The 16,929-nt window shown below is 63.4% G+C and carries 17 protein-coding genes; 4 read left to right on the forward strand and 13 right to left on the reverse strand.

The genetic code is table 11. From position 1 onward, the window contains the following. The first annotated feature begins 16 nt into the window (after positions 1-16). A complete protein-coding gene (locus VL752_RS14945; protein WP_325356652.1) occupies positions 17-1,450 on the forward strand; it encodes an NAD-dependent succinate-semialdehyde dehydrogenase in 1,434 nt (477 codons plus the stop codon). A 48-nt stretch (positions 1,451-1,498) separates the two neighbouring features. On the opposite strand, the gene VL752_RS14950 is transcribed toward VL752_RS14945, so the two are convergent. From VL752_RS14950 to VL752_RS14960, 3 genes are all read right to left on the reverse strand, one after another. Beyond that, a complete protein-coding gene (locus VL752_RS14950; protein WP_325356653.1) occupies positions 1,499-1,675 on the reverse strand; it encodes a hypothetical protein in 177 nt (58 codons plus the stop codon). Between the two features lie 167 nt (positions 1,676-1,842). Continuing rightward, positions 1,843-3,045: a GGDEF domain-containing protein gene (locus VL752_RS14955; protein ID WP_325356654.1), complete on the reverse strand. Its 1,203-nt coding sequence runs from the start codon at positions 3,043-3,045 to the stop codon at positions 1,843-1,845. A gap of 182 nt (positions 3,046-3,227) precedes the next feature. Then, positions 3,228-3,902 carry a DUF1345 domain-containing protein gene (locus VL752_RS14960; RefSeq protein ID WP_325356655.1) on the reverse strand — a complete coding sequence of 225 codons (675 nt, stop codon included), beginning with the start codon at positions 3,900-3,902 and terminating at the stop codon, positions 3,228-3,230. A 147-nt stretch (positions 3,903-4,049) separates the two neighbouring features. Here VL752_RS14960 and VL752_RS14965 point away from each other — a divergent pair, with 147 nt between their 5' ends. Further along, positions 4,050-5,321 (forward strand): AGE family epimerase/isomerase, encoded by a 1,272-nt coding sequence (locus VL752_RS14965; protein WP_325356656.1) that lies wholly within the window; start codon positions 4,050-4,052, stop codon positions 5,319-5,321. A 78-nt stretch (positions 5,322-5,399) separates the two neighbouring features. Here the strand turns inward: VL752_RS14965 and VL752_RS14970 are convergent, their stop codons facing one another. Beyond that, complete coding sequence (locus tag VL752_RS14970) at positions 5,400-6,152, reverse strand: manganese catalase family protein (RefSeq protein WP_325356657.1); 753 nt, start codon at positions 6,150-6,152, stop codon at positions 5,400-5,402. A gap of 265 nt (positions 6,153-6,417) precedes the next feature. On the opposite strand from VL752_RS14970, the gene VL752_RS14975 reads away from it, so the two are divergent. After that, complete coding sequence (locus tag VL752_RS14975; protein WP_325356658.1) at positions 6,418-6,774, forward strand: response regulator; 357 nt, start codon at positions 6,418-6,420, stop codon at positions 6,772-6,774. Between the two features lie 15 nt (positions 6,775-6,789). Here the strand turns inward: VL752_RS14975 and VL752_RS14980 are convergent, their stop codons facing one another. The 5 genes from VL752_RS14980 to cysE form a co-directional block, all read right to left on the reverse strand. Continuing rightward, on the reverse strand, positions 6,790-7,482 hold the full coding sequence (locus tag VL752_RS14980; RefSeq protein ID WP_325356659.1) for a cysteine hydrolase family protein: 693 nt from the start codon (positions 7,480-7,482) through the stop codon (positions 6,790-6,792). A 97-nt stretch (positions 7,483-7,579) separates the two neighbouring features. After that, complete coding sequence (gene attM, locus VL752_RS14985) at positions 7,580-8,374, reverse strand: AttM family quorum-quenching N-acyl homoserine lactonase (protein ID WP_325356660.1); 795 nt, start codon at positions 8,372-8,374, stop codon at positions 7,580-7,582. Between the two features lie 36 nt (positions 8,375-8,410). Next, complete coding sequence (locus tag VL752_RS14990) at positions 8,411-9,577, reverse strand: iron-containing alcohol dehydrogenase (RefSeq protein WP_325356661.1); 1,167 nt, start codon at positions 9,575-9,577, stop codon at positions 8,411-8,413. A 171-nt stretch (positions 9,578-9,748) separates the two neighbouring features. After that, positions 9,749-10,681, reverse strand: coding sequence for a cysteine synthase A (gene cysK, locus VL752_RS14995; RefSeq protein ID WP_325356662.1), 933 nt, complete (start codon positions 10,679-10,681; stop codon positions 9,749-9,751). A gap of 108 nt (positions 10,682-10,789) precedes the next feature. Then, positions 10,790-11,620: a serine O-acetyltransferase gene (gene cysE, locus VL752_RS15000; protein ID WP_349255519.1), complete on the reverse strand. Its 831-nt coding sequence runs from the start codon at positions 11,618-11,620 to the stop codon at positions 10,790-10,792. 199 nt (positions 11,621-11,819) lie between these two features. Between cysE and VL752_RS15005 the strand changes: the two genes are divergently transcribed. Then, positions 11,820-12,500: an endonuclease/exonuclease/phosphatase family protein gene (locus VL752_RS15005; protein ID WP_325356663.1), complete on the forward strand. Its 681-nt coding sequence runs from the start codon at positions 11,820-11,822 to the stop codon at positions 12,498-12,500. On the opposite strand, the gene VL752_RS15010 is transcribed toward VL752_RS15005, so the two are convergent. From VL752_RS15010 to VL752_RS15025, 4 genes are read right to left on the reverse strand one after another with little or no spacing between them, the layout of a single operon-like run. Next, positions 12,462-13,550, reverse strand: a complete 1,089-nt coding sequence (locus VL752_RS15010; protein WP_325356664.1) for an ABC transporter ATP-binding protein — start codon at positions 13,548-13,550, stop codon at positions 12,462-12,464. The genes VL752_RS15005 and VL752_RS15010 overlap by 39 nt on opposite strands. After that, positions 13,550-14,413, reverse strand: coding sequence for an ABC transporter permease (locus VL752_RS15015; protein WP_325356665.1), 864 nt, complete (start codon positions 14,411-14,413; stop codon positions 13,550-13,552). Before VL752_RS15015 ends, VL752_RS15010 begins: the two co-directional genes overlap by 1 nt. Before the next feature lie 16 nt (positions 14,414-14,429). After that, complete coding sequence (locus VL752_RS15020; RefSeq protein WP_325356666.1) at positions 14,430-15,365, reverse strand: ABC transporter permease; 936 nt, start codon at positions 15,363-15,365, stop codon at positions 14,430-14,432. A 38-nt stretch (positions 15,366-15,403) separates the two neighbouring features. Continuing rightward, positions 15,404-16,531: an ABC transporter substrate-binding protein gene (locus VL752_RS15025; RefSeq protein WP_325356667.1), complete on the reverse strand. Its 1,128-nt coding sequence runs from the start codon at positions 16,529-16,531 to the stop codon at positions 15,404-15,406. Positions 16,532-16,929: the final 398 nt, after the last annotated feature.

Below are 16,929 nucleotides of genomic sequence, written 5' to 3' on the forward strand. Positions count from 1 at the left end.
AGAAAGAGGTTCAACGATGGTGTCCTACCCCGATACCCAGCTTTTCATCGACGGCCAGTGGGGACCGGCCGCGGCCGGCGGGGCGCTGCCCGTCGTCAATCCGTCGACCGGCGAGCGGATCGGCAGTCTCGCCCGTGCCGAAGTGGCGGATCTCGACCGGGCGCTTGCCGCTGCCGAACGCGGATTCCAGGTCTGGCGCCGCACCTCAGCCTTCGAGCGTGCGAAAATCATGCGCCGTGCCGCCGCGCTGATGCGGGAGCGGGTGGAGCAAATAGCGCCGCTCATGACCATGGAACAGGGCAAGCCGCTCGCGGAAGCGCGGATCGAGACCGCGCTTTCGGCGGATATCATCGACTGGTTGGCGGGCGAGGCGCCACGCGCCTATGGCCGGGTCATCCCGCCGCGGGCTGAGCATGTGATGCAGACGGTGGTGCGCGAGCCGGTGGGGCCTGTCGCCGCCTTCGCGCCGTGGAACTTTCCGATCAACCAGATCGTGCGCAAGATCTCAGCAGCGCTTGCCGCCGGCTGCTCGATCATCGCGAAGGGACCGGAGGAGACCCCAGCCTCCCCGGCCGCCCTGGTCCAGGCTTTTCACGATGCCGGCGTGCCGCCCGGGGTAATCAACCTCGTCTACGGCGATCCGGCGACGATCTCCTCCTACCTCATTCCGCATCCCGTCATCCGCAAGATCACCTTCACGGGGTCCACTGCCGTCGGCAAGAAGCTTGCGGGTCTTGCCGGCGAACACATGAAGCGGGTGACGATGGAACTCGGCGGCCATGCCCCGGCGATCGTCTTCGAGGATGCGGATCTGGACAAGGCCGTGACGCTGCTCGCTGCCTCGAAATTCCGCAATGCCGGGCAGGTCTGCGTCTCTCCAACCCGCTTTCTGGTGCAGGAAAGCGTCTACGATCGATTCGTCGAGGATTTCGCGGCCGCGGCCCGCGCGATCAAGGTTGGAGACGGTCTTGCCGAAGGCACCACCATGGGGCCGCTCGCCAATGCGCGCCGGGTGCAGGCAATGGAGGCGCTCGTCCAGGATTCGGTGCAGAAGGGTGCCCAGCTGGTGGCGGGCGGGCAGCGCATCGGCAATGCCGGCAATTTCTTCCAACCGACGGTGCTGAGCCGCGTGCCGCTGGATGCGCGCTGCATGACAGAGGAGCCTTTCGGCCCGGTTGCACTCTTCCGCCCCTTTTCTAAGATGGATGACCTCATTGCGGAGGCGAACCGTCTGCCCTACGGGCTTGCGGCCTACGCCTATACCCGCTCCGCCGAAACCGCCCACGCCGTGTCGACCCGCGTTGAAAGCGGCATGATCTCGATCAACCATGCCGGGCTGGGCGTGCCGGAAACCCCCTTCGGCGGCATTAAGGATTCGGGCTACGGATCGGAAGGCGGATCGGAAGCGATCGACGCCTATCTCATCACCAAATTCGTGACTCAGGCCTGAGAGTTCAGAAAAAGAAAGAGGCGCCGCTGGCGCCCCTTTTTTCGGATCTTAGTAGTAGCGATAGTAGCCGTGCGGATGGCTGTGGTTCTTCACCCACTCGCGATGGTGGTAATTATGGTGATGCCAATAGTAATCGGCATGCGCCGCAGAAATGGTTCCAGCCGAAACACCGGCCAGGCCAAGAGCCATCAAAGCGTATCGCGCGTAAATTCTGACGGTTTTCATTTCATCTCTCCGTGTGACCTGACGATCCGGCGGCAATCTGGCCGGGATGTTCAGCTGAGCGATGAATTGATCTTTCGCGGGCCAATATCAAGATGAGCCCGGCCTAAAGATACAATGAGTAACACGATGCCCTGCCTCTGCCATAAGAACAGGGCGGATTGCCCTAATCAGGAGGCGATCCGGCCGATCACCACCTCGGCCGCAGCCGTGCCGGCGGCCACGACCCGATCCCGTCCGTCACGCTTTGCCCGGTAGAGGGCATGGTCGGCCGCGCGCAGCAGGCTCTGAGCCGCCTCGCCCACCGGCTCGTTCAATCCAGGCCTGAGGGAAGCGACTCCCTGGCTGATCGTAACGATGCCGCCTTCCCGCCCACCATGGGCGATCTCCAGCCGGCGCACGGCGAGGCGCAACTCCTCCGTGGCCGCCACCGCCTCCTCGACGGCCATGCCGGGGAGCACCAGGGCGAATTCCTCTCCCCCGTAGCGGAACGCGCCGGCATCGCGCGGCGCGGCCGCCGCCAGCGCTTGAGCGACGGCCCGCAAGCAGCGGTCGCCGTCGATATGGCCATAGCGGTCATTGTAGGATTTGAAACTGTCGATATCGACCATGACAAGCGAGACCGGGCGGTGGCGGCGGCGAGCATCGCCCACCGCTTGCAGAAGCGCCTCGTCGAAGGAGCGGCGGTTCGGCACGCCTGTAACAGCATCCAGCAAAGCGATCCGGCGATAATGCGCCATGGCGCGTTCCCGGATCAGCACGATCAGCCCGATCGCCATGAGCAGGCTGAAGACGATCGTCGCGAGGTCGAACAGCACGATGCCGCGCATCGTCAGGATGTCCGCGCTCCGGCTCGCGGGGAGGATCAGATTGTAGAGTGCCCAGACGAGATTGATTCCGGCCTGGATGGAGAGAAGCATGGCGATGGACAGGCGCAGCAGGCGGCTATCCATTTCCAGCGCCCAAACTTCCCAGGCGGCAAGACTGAAGAGGCAGCCGAGCACGCAGTTCGCGAGGACGATCCGCGCGGACAGCGCCTGCGCGAAGCCCGGCAGGATCGCCGCGACTGCCCAAGGGAGGACGGGAAGGCCGAGCAGCAGCAGCGGCATTGTCCGCGCGCCGCGCAGTGCCCGGCAAGCCATCCAGATGCAGGCGACGCCCATGTCGATGAGGCTGTTGGAGATGACCAGGGCGGGCATCAGCGGCAGCAGGAAGCGCGTGATCATGCCCGCGCCGACGAGGAGAGAAGAACCCAGCATCCAGAGAAGCGCGGTCTCCTTGCGGTTCTCCAGCCAGACAATACCGTAACTGAGACTGACGAGGAGGACGATCAGGATATCGATCAGAAGCAGCGTGAGAGGATCGAGAGTCATCGCCACCTATCTTCTTCAGCCTGTCCGTCCGCATCGCGGACCAGGATCGGGAAGCCACCCTTGCGCCCAGCGACAGGGCAGGTCATCGTCGATCACGCGTCTTTGATAGTCATATCCCAGGGCCCTCGCGGGGTGAAGACACGCAACCCAGGATGACAGCGCAGAACTTGACGAGGCGCTCGCTACAGCATGCTTGCTGCGATATTGACGGTCAGTGCCAGGATCACCGTATTGAAGAGGAAACCCACGAAACCGTGCAAGGTCGCGAGCCTGCGGATCTTGCGGGCGGTGATGTCGACGTCGGAGACCTGGAAGGTCATGCCGAGGACCATGGCGAAATAGACAAAATCGAAATAGTCTGGCTCCGGCTCGTGCGGAAAGTCGAGCCCTCCATCCGTCTGCCCGCTGCCGTCCGACGAGGCATAGAACTCGTGCGCATAGCGCAGCGCGAAAATAAGCTGCATCGTCAACCATGACAGGACGAGGGTGACGACCACGAGCGCCAGATGATAGGCGCGCACCGATCCTTTGAGGCTGCTGATGTTCTGGAATTCCAGGATGATGACGAACAGGCTGGCAAAGATCGCAGCCAGGCTGACGGCGAAAACCGCCCATTCGCCGTCCTCCTGCGCCTTGGCCCGTGCCGGCATGTCGATCGGCGGCGTGCGCAGCATGATGACGCCCCAGAGCACGATCAACGTCAGCGCGCCGATATCCCAGCTCACCACCAGGTGCGCCTTGCCACCGGCCATGGCGTTCACCGCCTGCCGGGGCAACAGGAAGGCGGCCAGAAAGCCCGCGAGGATACCCAGGAAAAGCGGGGCACGGCTTGTCAGGAACAGGGAAAGTCGCTGCATGGGATGCCACTTGGTTTGGACGACGCGGAGATGGACACAAGCGCCGGCCGGCGGCAAGCAGCCCGTATGGCGCCACCCCCGAGGCCCAGCCTTGCGCCCCGCCCCGCTCTCTGCGAGTGGAACCTGACAACGATCCAGGAGGCAAAGATGACGCCGTCAAACGGCCCAGCGACACAGCCAGGGGCTGCATCCGATCTGGGAATAGCGTGGACCTCCCGTCCCGCGCACCGGCGCTGGCTGACCGAGCGGGCGGACGCCCTTCTCACTCAGTTCCAGCACAGCTCCATCGACCCGGCGGGCGGCTTCTTCGATCTCGACATCGCGGGCCAGCCGCGACGGGAGACGCCAATCCGCGAACTCGTCACCACCACGCGGGTCACCCATTGTTTCGCCATCGCCCATATGATGGGCAGGCCGGGCGCGGCCGCCCTGGTCCGCCATGGCCTGGTGGCACTTTGGGACCTGCACCGAGACAAGACGAACGGCGGCTATCGCTGGCAGAGCGGCCCGGGAGCGGATGCGACCAAGCAGGCCTATGGCCATGCCTTCGTGCTGTTGGCCGCGGCCTCGGCCAAGATGGCCGGTTTTGCGGAAGCCGACCGTCTCCTTGCCGATGTGACGGAGGTTCTCGAGACGAAATTCTGGGAACCCCGCCATGGCGCGACCGCGGAGGAATTCGCCGAGGACTGGAGTCCGATCAGCGGCTATCGCGGCCAGAACGCGAACATGCATCTGACCGAGGCGCTGATGGCCGCCTTCGAGGCGACCGGCGAGCGGGGCTATCTTTCGAAAGCCGAGAGCATCGCGGACCTCGTGATCAACCGGCTCGCCCGGGCCCATGGCTGGCACGTCATCGAGCACTTCGACGCCGATTGGCAACCCGATTTCGCCTATCGGGGATCGGACATGTTCAGACCTCAGGGTACGACGCCCGGACATGCGCTGGAATGGTCCCGCCTCATTGCCCAGTTGCATGTTCTGGGGGGTGAACGCACGCATTGGATGCCGGAAGCGGCCACGGGCCTCTTCCGCCAAGCGGTAACCGATGGGTGGGACGAGACCGCGGGCGGCTTCTACTACACCCTCGACTACGACAACGCGCCACTCATCCGCGACCGGCTGTGGTGGCCCTGCTGCGAGGCCGTGGCAGCTGCCGCCTTCCTGGGTCAGCGAAGCGGAGACGCAACCTTCTACGAAAGCTGGTATCGCCGAGTCTGGGATTGGATGGCGCAGCAGCTCGCTGATCCTGTCCATGGCGGTTGGTATCCGGAATTGGACGACAACCTGTTCCCTCGCCCGCGTTTCTTCACGGGTAAGCCGGATGTCTATCACTTGCTTCAGAGCTTCCTCATCCCGCTCTTTCCCGCGACGGGAAGCTTGGGCGAGATGACGCGACAAGCGGCCGGTCAGGCTCTCTGAAACCTGAGGCATGCGGATCGGCGGCTGGACCCGCATGCCTCAACCGCGTTGACAGATTAACGTTCTCGCCCGCCCGCCTTATTTCGATTTGCGCGAGATCTTCTCATCGTCCGGATTGATCGGCGAGGGCGGGATCTGACCGCGCGGCTGCGGATCCTCGATATAGTCGAAGCTCTGGCCGTTATAGATCTTGCCCTCGTTCCAGGGTCCGCGATGATCGTCCCCATGCGAGAGGTTAAAGACGACGTTGACCGTGTCGTCAGGCGAGATCGTACCAAACATCGGATCGTCGAGCTTACCCATACTGTCCAGCGCCTTCATGAACATCTGGGCATGCGTGACCTCACGCGTGAGGAGGTGCGTCAACACCTGCTTCGTGCCTTGGTCCTCGCAGCGCTTGATGAGCGCCTCATAGGTCTGACGGGCCCCTGCTTCAGCCGAGATATTCGCACGCAAATCGCGGATGACATTGCCGCCTTCCTGCACGTAGGTTGCCGTCCAGGCGCTGCCCTGGCTATCGACGAGATGCGGCCCGACGCCCTTCATCTGGAAGAGCGGCGCATCATAGACCGGCGTCTGGTCAACCTTCGCGGTGTGCTGAACGATGAGCTTGCCCACCATCTCGAGATGACTGAATTCTTCCATCGCGATGTCCTGCAGCATGTCGCGCAGTGCCGGATCTGTGACGTGAAAGGACTGCACCCAGTATTGCAGGGCCGCGGTCAGCTCGCCTGTGGCACCCCCAAACTGTTCGAGCAGGTATTGGCCGAAACGAGCGTCGGGCGCGCCGACGTTCACCGGCATGATGGTTTCTTTACGATGTACAAACACGAGAACTTCCTTCTCTGCATGGCGGTTATGCCAGTCGGAAGGTTGGAGCGGCCAGGAAGACAAACAAGCGACCTGCGGGCACGGAAGCGTGACGGCCGTTCAAGTTCAAGTGCGCGATAAAAACCGCCGCTCGCGTAAATTTGCCTGGATTGTGGCGGTAGAAGCCTTGCATTGATGCCATCCAACCGTCACTAAGGTCCCTGCCGTGATCACAACCGGCCTGCAAATTCGACCCGCGATTGGAATTCATAACGGCCGGGAAATAATGTGTATCCTTCTTGTCGAGGATGAGTGGCTTATCCGCACGATCATGGCAGAAGAGCTGGTCGAAGCGGGGTTCAGCGTGACCTCGGTCGAAACCGGGGATGAGGCTATGGAGCTTCTGACCCAAGATCCGGGCTTCGACGTTCTGGTGACAGACATTCACATGCCAGGAAAGACGGACGGCATTTCACTCGCTCGCACCGTGCGCCAGCGGTACCCCGAGGTCCCGATCATCTACACCACCGGCCGGCCCGACGCGCTGGACCGCGCTGGCTTGCCTGGCGGGCGGGTGCTGACCCTGGTCAAGCCCTATAAGCCCAGCCGCCTGATCGAAGCGATCCGCGGCGTCCTAAGCTGAGGCTGGGACTCAGGCTCAGCCGTCCCCCAGTCCCGCGAGCAGCGCGGAGGACGGCGCGACCCAGCCGAAAATTCCGCCCTGCGCCCGGATCATCGCCAAGGCGGCGGCGTGGAACTCCGGAAAATAGGACGCCGTGCAATCCGCCAGCACGAGGCAGTCGAAGCCCCGATCATTGGCCTCGCGCACCGTCGTGTGAACGCAAACCTCGGTGGTGACACCGCAGACGATGAGGCGGTCGATGCCCCGCCCCCGCAAGATGGCTTCAAGGTCCGTGGCGAAAAAGGCACCCTTGCCCGGCTTGTCGATCACCGGCTCCCCGGCGACGGGAGCAAGTTCGGGAATGATCCCATGCCCTGCCTCTCCCCGCACCAGAATGCGGCCCATGGGGCCGGCATCGCCGATCTTGGTCGCGAAATTGCCCCGACGATGCTTGGCGGGGGCGAGATCGGAGAGATCGGACCGATGTCCTTCCCGCGTATGAACCACCGTCATCCCGGCGCGCCGCGCCGCTTCGAGCACCGCCGCAGTGGGCGCGATGGCCGCACGCAGGAGGGAAACATCGTTCCCGAGCGCATCACCGAACCCACCAGGTTCAAGGAAATCACGCTGCATGTCGATGATGACGAGGGCGGTCGTGGCAGGCAGGAGCGGAAACTCATAGGGTTCGGCACGGACAGGCCGGACATCGGCGGTATGGGGCTCGGGCATGACGGCGCTTTGTCCTCGCGTGCTGGGGTAACGCGAGCCTAACCCGGCATCCAGAGGCGGACAATCGGGGAGCGGCGGGTCGCCCCCCGGGTCGAGGTCAGTCGTAGAAACCTGGCGCCTGGGTGAAGCTCGGCCAGGCATCGGGATCATGCCCGGTCACGACCTTCGCATTCAGCCGGTCGGCGAGCGCCCGCAGCTTGCGCACGGAGCGGACCGTATCGACGGTGGAGGCGAGGAAGCCCGGCAGGGATTTTTCGTTCCAGTGGTCGAGCGTATAGGCCGCGTCGATGGTCAGTAGCAGGTTACCCGATTTCGGGAGGGAAACGACGAAGGACTGGTGGCCCGGCGCGTGGCCGGGCGTGAACACCGTCTTCAGCACGCCATCGCCGTAAAGATCAAAATGGTCGTCCTCATGACCGTTGAGGAATTCCCATTTCAGCCCCGGGCGATCGAAGTCTTTCCGGATGTAGCCGCCGGCGGCAAACCAGTCCGGCGTATAGGCATATTCGTATTCCGAGCGCTGCACGAGATGCGTCGCATTGGGGAAGCGGCCGATCGCGCCGGTATGATCGAGATGGAGATGCGACTGCACGACGTAACGCACGTCTTCGACCTTGATGCCCATCTCGGCGAGCTTCTCGACACAGCCGTCGTTCTTCTGCATCACCGGCCAATAGACCTGAGTGATGCCCTCGCCCCACCAGCCCACAGGATCGGTCGCACATTCAACGGCATTGCCGCCGTCGATGACGATATGGCCCTTCGGGTGGGTGATGAGGAACCAGGGAACGGGAATGGCGTAGTCCGCGCCGTTTCCCTCGTTCATCTTGATGTTATGAACTTTGCATTTCAGAATGCCTGACTGAAACATGTAAAGCCGCACGTCGGTCATTATCGTTCTCTGATTTATTTTGAATGGGCAATTTAGTCAGAAGGCTTCCCGATAGAGCGCAAGCGCATCCGCCTCGGTGACCTCGACGGGATTGTTCACGAGAAGCCGCATCTGTTTCATCGCATCCGAGGCGAGCATGGCGAGGGAATTGTCGGTGACACCGACATCGCGCAAGCGTCGCGGCGCGCCGCTCTCGTTCATCAACCGCTCCATCTCTGCCACGAATTCCTGGCTGCGAACGGCCTCATCGCGGCCTGGCCTCGGGCCCAGCAGCACGTCGGAAAGCTCGGCATAGAGCGGGGCGGCGGCAGCCATGTTGTAGCGCAGCACCGGGCCCAGCATCAGGGCGTTCGAGAGACCGTGCGGAACGTGATAGTGGCCACCGAGCGGATAGGCGAGCGCATGGACGGCGGCGACCGGCGAATTTGCGAAGGCCTGGCCGGCGAGCGCCGCCCCGAGCAGCATCGCTTCGCGCGCGGCGCGGTCTTTGCCGTTCTGGCAGGCGGCGATGAGGTTGCCGCCGAGAAGCCGCAAGGCTTCACGCGCCAGCGTGTCCGAAAGCGGGTTCTTCTTGAATTTGCTCGTATAGGCCTCGATCGCATGAACCATGGCGTCGATCCCGGTCGCCGCCGTATGCAGAACCGGAAGACCGAGGGTGAGTTCGGCATCGAGGAGCGCGAGGTCACCGTAAAGTTGCGGCGAGACCACACCCATCTTGGTGGTCTCGCCTGTGGTGATAACGGAAATGTTGGTGACTTCCGACCCCGTGCCGGCCGTGGTGGGGATGAGTACAAGCGGCAGGCGCCCCCCCGTGACCTTGCCGATGCCGTACATCTCGGCCAGCGGCTGGTCCGAACCCATCAACACGGCGCAGAGCTTGGCGATATCGAGCGAGGAGCCGCCGCCCAAACCCACGACGAGTTCCGTCCCCGCCGCACGCGCCTTTTCGGCACAGGCATGGACGATCGCTTCCGGCGGGTCCGCGACGACCTGATCAAAAATCGTTACTGCTAAGCCCGAAGCATCGAGACTGGCGAGTACCGGATCGAGCAGACCGGCGTGGCGCACCCCCATGTCGGTTACGAGCATGACGCGGCGTGCCGCGAAGCTTTCACTCAGAATCTCGCCCAGGCGCCGGGCACCCGCCCATTCGACGGCAATCGTCGGAACCGTTCTGAAGATGAATGTGTTGAGAAGCGACATGGGTCCCTGCCTTTGTTCTCTTCTGCCGAGAGGGCATGGAAGACCGGTTGCAGGGTTTCGTAAAGCCTTTGGGGGTTGCTGACTTTGCGTCAGATCAATGCCGCAAATCGATGGCTGCGCCGGTTGCGTGACAGTCGGCGCAGCCATCTCGGATCAGTCAACTAGATCGGATCAGTCAACCAGATCGGCGTAGAGCGGCGTGCTGAGATAGCGCTCGCCATAGGACGGCACGATGGCGACAATCAGCTTGCCCGCATTCTCCGGACGCTGGGCGATCTGGACGGCTGCCCAGAGCGCGGCGCCGGAAGAGATGCCGACCAGCAGTCCTTCCTCACGCGCCACGCGACGCGCCGTGTCAAAGGCATCCTGATTGGCGACGCGGACGATCTCGTCATAGACCTGGGTATTCAGCACATCCGGTACGAAGCCCGCGCCGATACCTTGAATGGGATGCGGGCCCTTTTTGCCGCCCGAGAGAATGGGTGACGCGTCGGGTTCGACCGCGATGGCCTTGAACGAGGCCTTGCGGGACTTCAGCACTTCCGCAACCCCGGTGATCGTGCCGCCGGTGCCGATGCCGGCGACCAGGAAATCGACGGTGCCGTCGGTATCCCGCCAAATCTCCTCCGCCGTGGTGGAGCGGTGAATTTCCGGATTGGCCGGGTTCTTGAACTGCTGCGGCATGAAATACTCTGAGCCCGAAGCCGCGATCTGCTCGGCACGCGCGATGGCGCCACCCATTCCGTCCGGCCCCGGCGTTAGCACGAGTTCGGCGCCATAGGCACGCAGCAGCATGCGGCGCTCCTTACTCATGGTCTCGGGCATGGTCAGGATGCAGCGATAGCCGCGCGCGGCGCAGACCATGGCCAGTGCGATGCCGGTATTGCCCGAGGTCGGCTCCACGATGACGGAATTGGGCCCGATGAGCCCTGCCTTCTCGGCAGCGTCGATCATGGCGACGCCAATACGGTCTTTCACGCTGTGGCCGGGGTTGAAGTATTCGAGCTTGGCAACGATGCGCCCGGGCGAATCCGGCGCCAGCTTACGGATGGCGACGAGCGGCGTATTGCCGATCAGGGCCGTCACGTCATTCGCGATCTTCATGAAAATTCTCTCCAAGCAATCTGTGGCAACAGCTTACACCGCCTGGAGTTTTCTCAAAACTAGGGCTGAATTTTCTCTTTTCCAGCGCGCCCGGACGGCGACTTTCTCTCAGATCGTCCAGTCAAAGGAATCATAGGCGAGGCTGGCCAGAACTTCGTCCATCCCGCCGAGCGAGGGCGCCACTCCCATCATGCGCACGAGCTTGGCCGGCACACCCGCGACAACCGCATTGGGCGGCACCGCGCGCAGCACGACGGAGCCGGCCGCGATGCGGGCATTCTCGCCAATCTCGATATTGCCGAGCACCTTGGCCCCCGCCCCGATCATCACGCCGTGACGGATCTTGGGGTGACGGTCCCCCGCATCCTTGCCGGTGCCGCCGAGCGTCACATCCTGCAGGAGGGAGACATTGTCCTCGACCACCGCCGTCTCGCCCACCACGAGTCCGGTCGCGTGGTCGAGCAGAATACCCTGGCCGAAGGTCGCCGCCGGGTGGATGTCAGTCTGGAAGACCTCGGAGGAACGGCTCTGCAGGTAGAGCGCGAAATCACGTTCGCCATTGTGCCACAGCCAATGCGTCACGCGCTGCGCCTGGATGGCATGGAATCCCTTGAAGTAGAGGAAGGGTTCGATGAGGCGCTCGCAAGCCGGGTCACGCTCGAACACCGCCTCGATATCCGCCTTGAAGGCACAGCCGATCAAGGGATCGGCCGAAAGCGCCCGGTGGAAGGCCTGGACGATGAGTGGCAGCGAGACGACGTCGTTCTTCAGTCTGGATGAGACCCGATGGCAGACAGCCGCCTCGAAGGAGGGCTGGTTGATGATCGATTCGAAAAAGAGCGTCGCCAGTGCCGGGGCCTTTGCATAGGCCTCCTCCGCCTCGCGCCTCAAGCGCTGCCAGAGTGGGTCGGTCGGGTGGCCTTCCTTGGTGCGCGGCACCAGAGCAAGGCTGCTGTTGGTCGCGCGGGTCAAGGCGGTCCTCCGTCTCTACCGGGGTCAAGGCCCAGCTTTGGGGAACTATAGGCGATCCTGGCGCCAGAGCCATGCAAGCTGGCGCATGCCGCCCCGGCTTCCATCGGGGATACAAAACCCTGCGGTCATCACTCGACGGTGAGAAAGGACCTACTATGGTATTGATATGAAGCTCATCAGCTGGAATCTGCTGCACCGGGAAGGTGCCGCACTGTCCGAGGTCGCCAAGCTCATCGAGCAGGAGCGGCCGGACGCCCTGCTGATGCAGGAGGTCACTCCCGTCTTTGAGAATCTGCCGCAGTTCGTCGGCGGCAGCTACAGTCGCACGCCGCTGCCCGGGCGCCGCCATGGCCTCGCTATCTGGACACCCGCCCCGCCGCCGCGGCCACCCGCTATTTTCGCGCTCCCCGCCGGCGCGGTGGTGAAACGCATCTGCCAGATCGTCGATCTCGGCCCCTTCTCGGCGGCCAATGTTCACCTGTCGCACTCACAACTGCTGAACCGCCGCCAGTTGCGCCACGTGGCGCTGCATCTCCCGGCCCACGCCGCCGTGCTCGGGGACTACAATCTCGTGGGGCCGGTGCTTCTGCCGGGGTTCCGCGACGCCGGGCCGCGTCAGCCGACGCACCGGATGAGCGACTTCCTGCCCCTCCGGCTCGACCGCTGCCTCATCCGCGGCCTCGCCTGCCTTGAAACCCGGGTTCTGGAGCGTGCCGGCTCCGATCATCATCCGATCCTGGTACGGCTGGAGCCGGCGCCCGCGGTGGAGCGGCGGACGCTCCACCCGATCATCGCGCGCTACGCCGACCTAGCGCGCGAGAACGCGCGGCGCCTCCGGCGACCATGAGGCCCAGGCCGGCATCGACAGCGTCAGTCCGCCGGCGCTATCGCTCGGCAGATCGGCCCAGAGCTCACCCTCGCCCCCGTCCGCAAGGGCGAGTTTGACGCGGGTGAGCGAGCCGAAGAAGGTCAGCTCGTCGATCGTAACCGGCACGGCGCCGGCTGGCTGCGGCTCGCTTCGTGCGGTCAGTGTCACATGTTCGGGTCGGAGGAACAGCTCGACCTCCGTGCCCGAGGCGAGACCGCCAGCCGCATGGGCGGCGAGATAGGCGGCACCGACCCGCACGCCCGGCCCTTCGGCACGACCGGCGAGAACGCCGCCTGCGCCGATGAAGCGAGCCACGAAAGCATCCGCCGGCGTGCGATAGATCTCGGCCGGTGGCGCCATCTGCAGCACATGCCCTTCGCTCATCACCGCCACGCGATCGGAGATGGAGAGCGCTTCCTCCTGGTCATGCGTCACGAAAACGGTGGTGACGCCAGTCTCCTGCTGGATGCGCCGGATTTCGGACCGCAGCTGGGTGCGGACTTTGGCGTCCAGCGCCGAGAGCGGCTCATCGAGCAGCAGGATATCCGGCTTCACGGCCAGCGCACGGGCGAGAGCGACGCGTTGCTGCTGGCCGCCCGACATCTGGTGCGGGAATTTGTGGACATGAGCGGCGAGCCCGACCATAGCGAGCAGCCGCTCGGCCTCGGCGATCTGCGATTTCCCGTCACCCAGGCCGCGCACACGCGGCCCGAAGCGCACGTTCTGCAGCGCCGTCATGTTGGGAAACAGGCTGTAGGCCTGGAAGACCATGCCCATGCGCCGTTTGTTTGGCGGCAGATGGGTCACGTCCTGGCCGTTCAGCAGAACCTGCCCCTCATCCGGCGTTTCGAAGCCGGCCAGAATACGAAGGAGCGTCGTCTTGCCGCAGCCGGAGGGGCCGAGCAGGCAGAGAAGTTCGCCATGGGCGAGCTCCATGTTGATACGGTTCAAGACCGTACGCGGGCCATAGACCTTGCGGATGCCGGTCAGGGTCACGCCGGACATGCTGATATGCGCCGAGTGATCCATCAATGCGCGCCTCCGACTGTGGCCGCGTTCTTGCGGCCGGTTAGCAACACGCCGAGCATCAAAAGCCAGGTCAGCAGGAAGGCGAAGAGCGAAAGCGCGGCCGCTTCGGTGATCGCATTCTGGCCGGTGTCATTGATGAAGACCGCAAAGGTGTGGAACAGCAGCACGCTCGCAAAGGTGAATTCGCCAATGACCGTCGTCAGGATCAGCAGCACGGCACCAATGAGAGCGGTGCGCAAGTTCGGCAGCAGCAGGTAGAAGATGATTTCTCCCCAGCCAGCGCCGAGCGACTGGCCGGCTTCCGTCAACGTTTGCACGTCAAGCGTTGTCAGCCCAACCTCGAGCGAACGGTAGGCATAGGGAAGTGCCAGGAAGAAATACGGAATGACGAGGTAGTTCGGTGTGCTGATGAGCCAGGAGGGACCGGTGTAGAGCGTAGTCAATCCGTCGATCAGCGCGATGGCGGGAATGACGAAGGGCAGGTTGGAAATGAACTCGAACAGCGGCTTCAGCTTCGGCGCCTTGAGATGAACAAAGATCATCGCCGGCACCAGGAGGGCGAAGCTCAAAATAATGGTCTCGATGGCGAGCCGCACGGAAAGGAACAGGCTTGTCCAGAAACCGGGCGTGCTCAGCATCGCGATATAGGCCGAAAACCCGTATCGGTTGCCGCCTTCCCAGAAGCTGAAGATGCCAGTCATGATCAGCGGAACCAGGAAGTAGGCCGCGGCGAGCGCAATCACCACCCAATTGAAGGCGCTCAGCCGGGTGCGGGCTCCATGGGCCGGGCGCGGACGCGGTGCTGGCGCATTCGCAGCAAGCTTGGCTTCCGGCTCGGCGGCGGCGGCAATGGTCGCGCTCATGCCCTGTTTCCTCCGCTCAGCGACGCCAGCGCGCTGAGTAGCGCGAGACGATGCTGTAGATGGCGAGCACCACGGTCATGACGAGGATCATGCCGGTTGACAGTGCGGCACCCACCTGCGGATCGGACATGACATTGCCGGAGAGCACATTGCTGATGTCGATGGTCACGAGCGCGATGTTGCCGTCTGTCAGCGCATAGGGGGTCGCATAGGCCGAAAAGGCGCTGCCGAAGAGCAGCAGGAAACCGCCGAGCAGCGAAGGGGTAAGGATCGGCAGGCCAACCAGGCGCCAGTATTGCCAGCTCGTCGCCCCGAGTCCCTCTGAGGCTTCGCGCCATTGCAAGCGCAAGCCCTGGATCGCCGGCGTGATGATGATGAGCATCAGCGGAATCTGGAAATAGGCAAAGGTGACCGTCATGCCGGTGAGCGAATAGAGCGAAAAGCCCATGGCGTAGATGTCGACGCCGATGTGCTTCAGCATGATCGTTACGAAGCCGAGGCTGCCGAGCGTGCTGATGAAGGCGAAGGCGAGCGGGACCCCGGCGAAATTGGCGGCGACCGCCGCAAAGCTCGTGATGATGGAGCGCAGCCATGCGGGAGCCCCGGGCTGCAGGCTCGTATACGCGATGAAGAAGCCACCGATGAGACCAGTGAAGGCGGAAGCGAGCCCCAGGATGATCGAATTCTGGAAGGCGATGCGATACTGATAGTCCCAGAGGCCGGTCAAATAGGACAGCGTGAAGCCGTGGTCGCCCGTGAAGGTTTTCACAACCAGAACAAGGGTCGGGGCGATCAGGAAGGCGAGGACGAAGACTAGAAACAGAACGACGAAGAACCAGGGGATGGCACGGCCGACCAGCGCGCCGAAACCGCCCGAGCCCGCGCTGCGGGGGGCGCTGGCTCCCCCGAAGGTCGTGGGTGCGGAAGATGCGGTTTGGCCTGTCTGGCTCACGGTACCCCTGGTCCTTTCGTTATTCCTCGGCAGACGGCTCAGATATGAACCAGCTTCGGCCAAAGCTCGGCGAGCGTCTTCTGCGCCTTGGCGACCTGTTCCTGGGTCGCGAACTTGACCTGGGAATAAGGGCCGGCCGGCGGCAGCTTGGCGGCGAGATCAGCCGGGATCAGGTTGCGCTTGGCAAGGTCAGCGTACCGTGCCGGATGGGCATACCCTGCCAGGAAGAGAAGCTGGCCTTCGTCGGAATAGAGCCATTCTTGCCACAGCTTGGCAGCGTTCGGATGCGGGGCGTCCGCTGGGATCGCCTGGCAGTAGAAGCTACCATAGGGCTGGCTGCCTTCCGGCACTACAACCTCAATGGTCGCCTTGCCGACGGCCGCATCGCGATAGCCGAGCGAGAGATAGTCCCAATTGATGACGATCGGCGCCTGGCCGCTGACGAGCAGCGCGGGCCCGGTGGCGGCCGCCGGGTTCAGGTTGCCGAGCTTAGCGAGCTCCGCGAAATAATGCACGCCGGGGGCAATATCGTCATAGGAGCCGCCACTGCCGAGGGAGGCTGCGAAGACGGCGGCAAAAGCAGCGCCGGCGCCGAGCGGGCTGCCATTGAGCGCGATCATGCCCTTGTAGGCGGGCTTCTTGAGATCGGCCCAGCTCCGCGGCGCAGTTTTCACAACATTGGTGTTGCTCGCGATGGAAACGACGCCGAAATAATCGGCAACCCACAGCCCGCTCGGATCTTTCATGCCGTCCGGAATGCTGTCCCAGGTCGCGACCTTGTAGGGGGAGAAGAGGTTCTGCTTGACGCCGATCGAGGCGAAGGACGGCCCGATGTCGAGCGCGTCAGGCGCGCGATTTTGGCCCTTCAGGCTGCGAACGGCCTGAAGTTCCTGCGCGGAGGAACCGTCCGGGTTCGCATCGTCAATGGCGATGCCGTATTTCGCGGTGAACTTGTCCATGAGCGCGCCGTAGTTGGCCCAGTCGCGCGGAAGCGTGATGACGTTCAGCTTGCCTTCCTTCTTGGCCGCGGCGATCAGCGCGTCCATGCTCTCGGCAGCGCGGGCTGGGCGCAGGCCCGGCAGGGAGGCGACGGTCGCCCCCACAAGGCCGGCCAAACCCAGCTTCGCATAGTGACGTCGGCCGAAAAGCAGTTTGTCGTTCGGCATGAGTGAAGCTCCTGATTCGAGGTCAAGAAAGAGAGCAGCGCGGAACTGGCTTGGTCACAGAAATCTGCCTCGCACAGAAATGGCGAGGTGCAGCATTGCAGGTGGGAGGCCGATACAGCCGGACGGCTCCGTCGACAACGCTCCTTTCATGACAGTTAGGAGACGAGTCACGAAACCGTGTCACCTTCAAGACAGCATTGATGCGGCCGATTGAACATAACCGCCAGTGGCGCCAGCCCGATGCGACGGTGGGAGGCACCCCGCTTTTGATGTTCTTCTTTTGTTCTTGACTGACCTTCCCCTTTCCGAGATGCTGTGATCTCCGAAAGGGGGCTGCATGAAACCGACCGATACCCTTTTGGCGGAGCGCCGATCCAGCCCCGCGACCGCCGTGCCGA

The sequence above is a fragment of the Acidisoma sp. genome, from assembly GCF_035492295.1.
Lineage (GTDB): Bacteria > Pseudomonadota > Alphaproteobacteria > Acetobacterales > Acetobacteraceae > Acidisoma.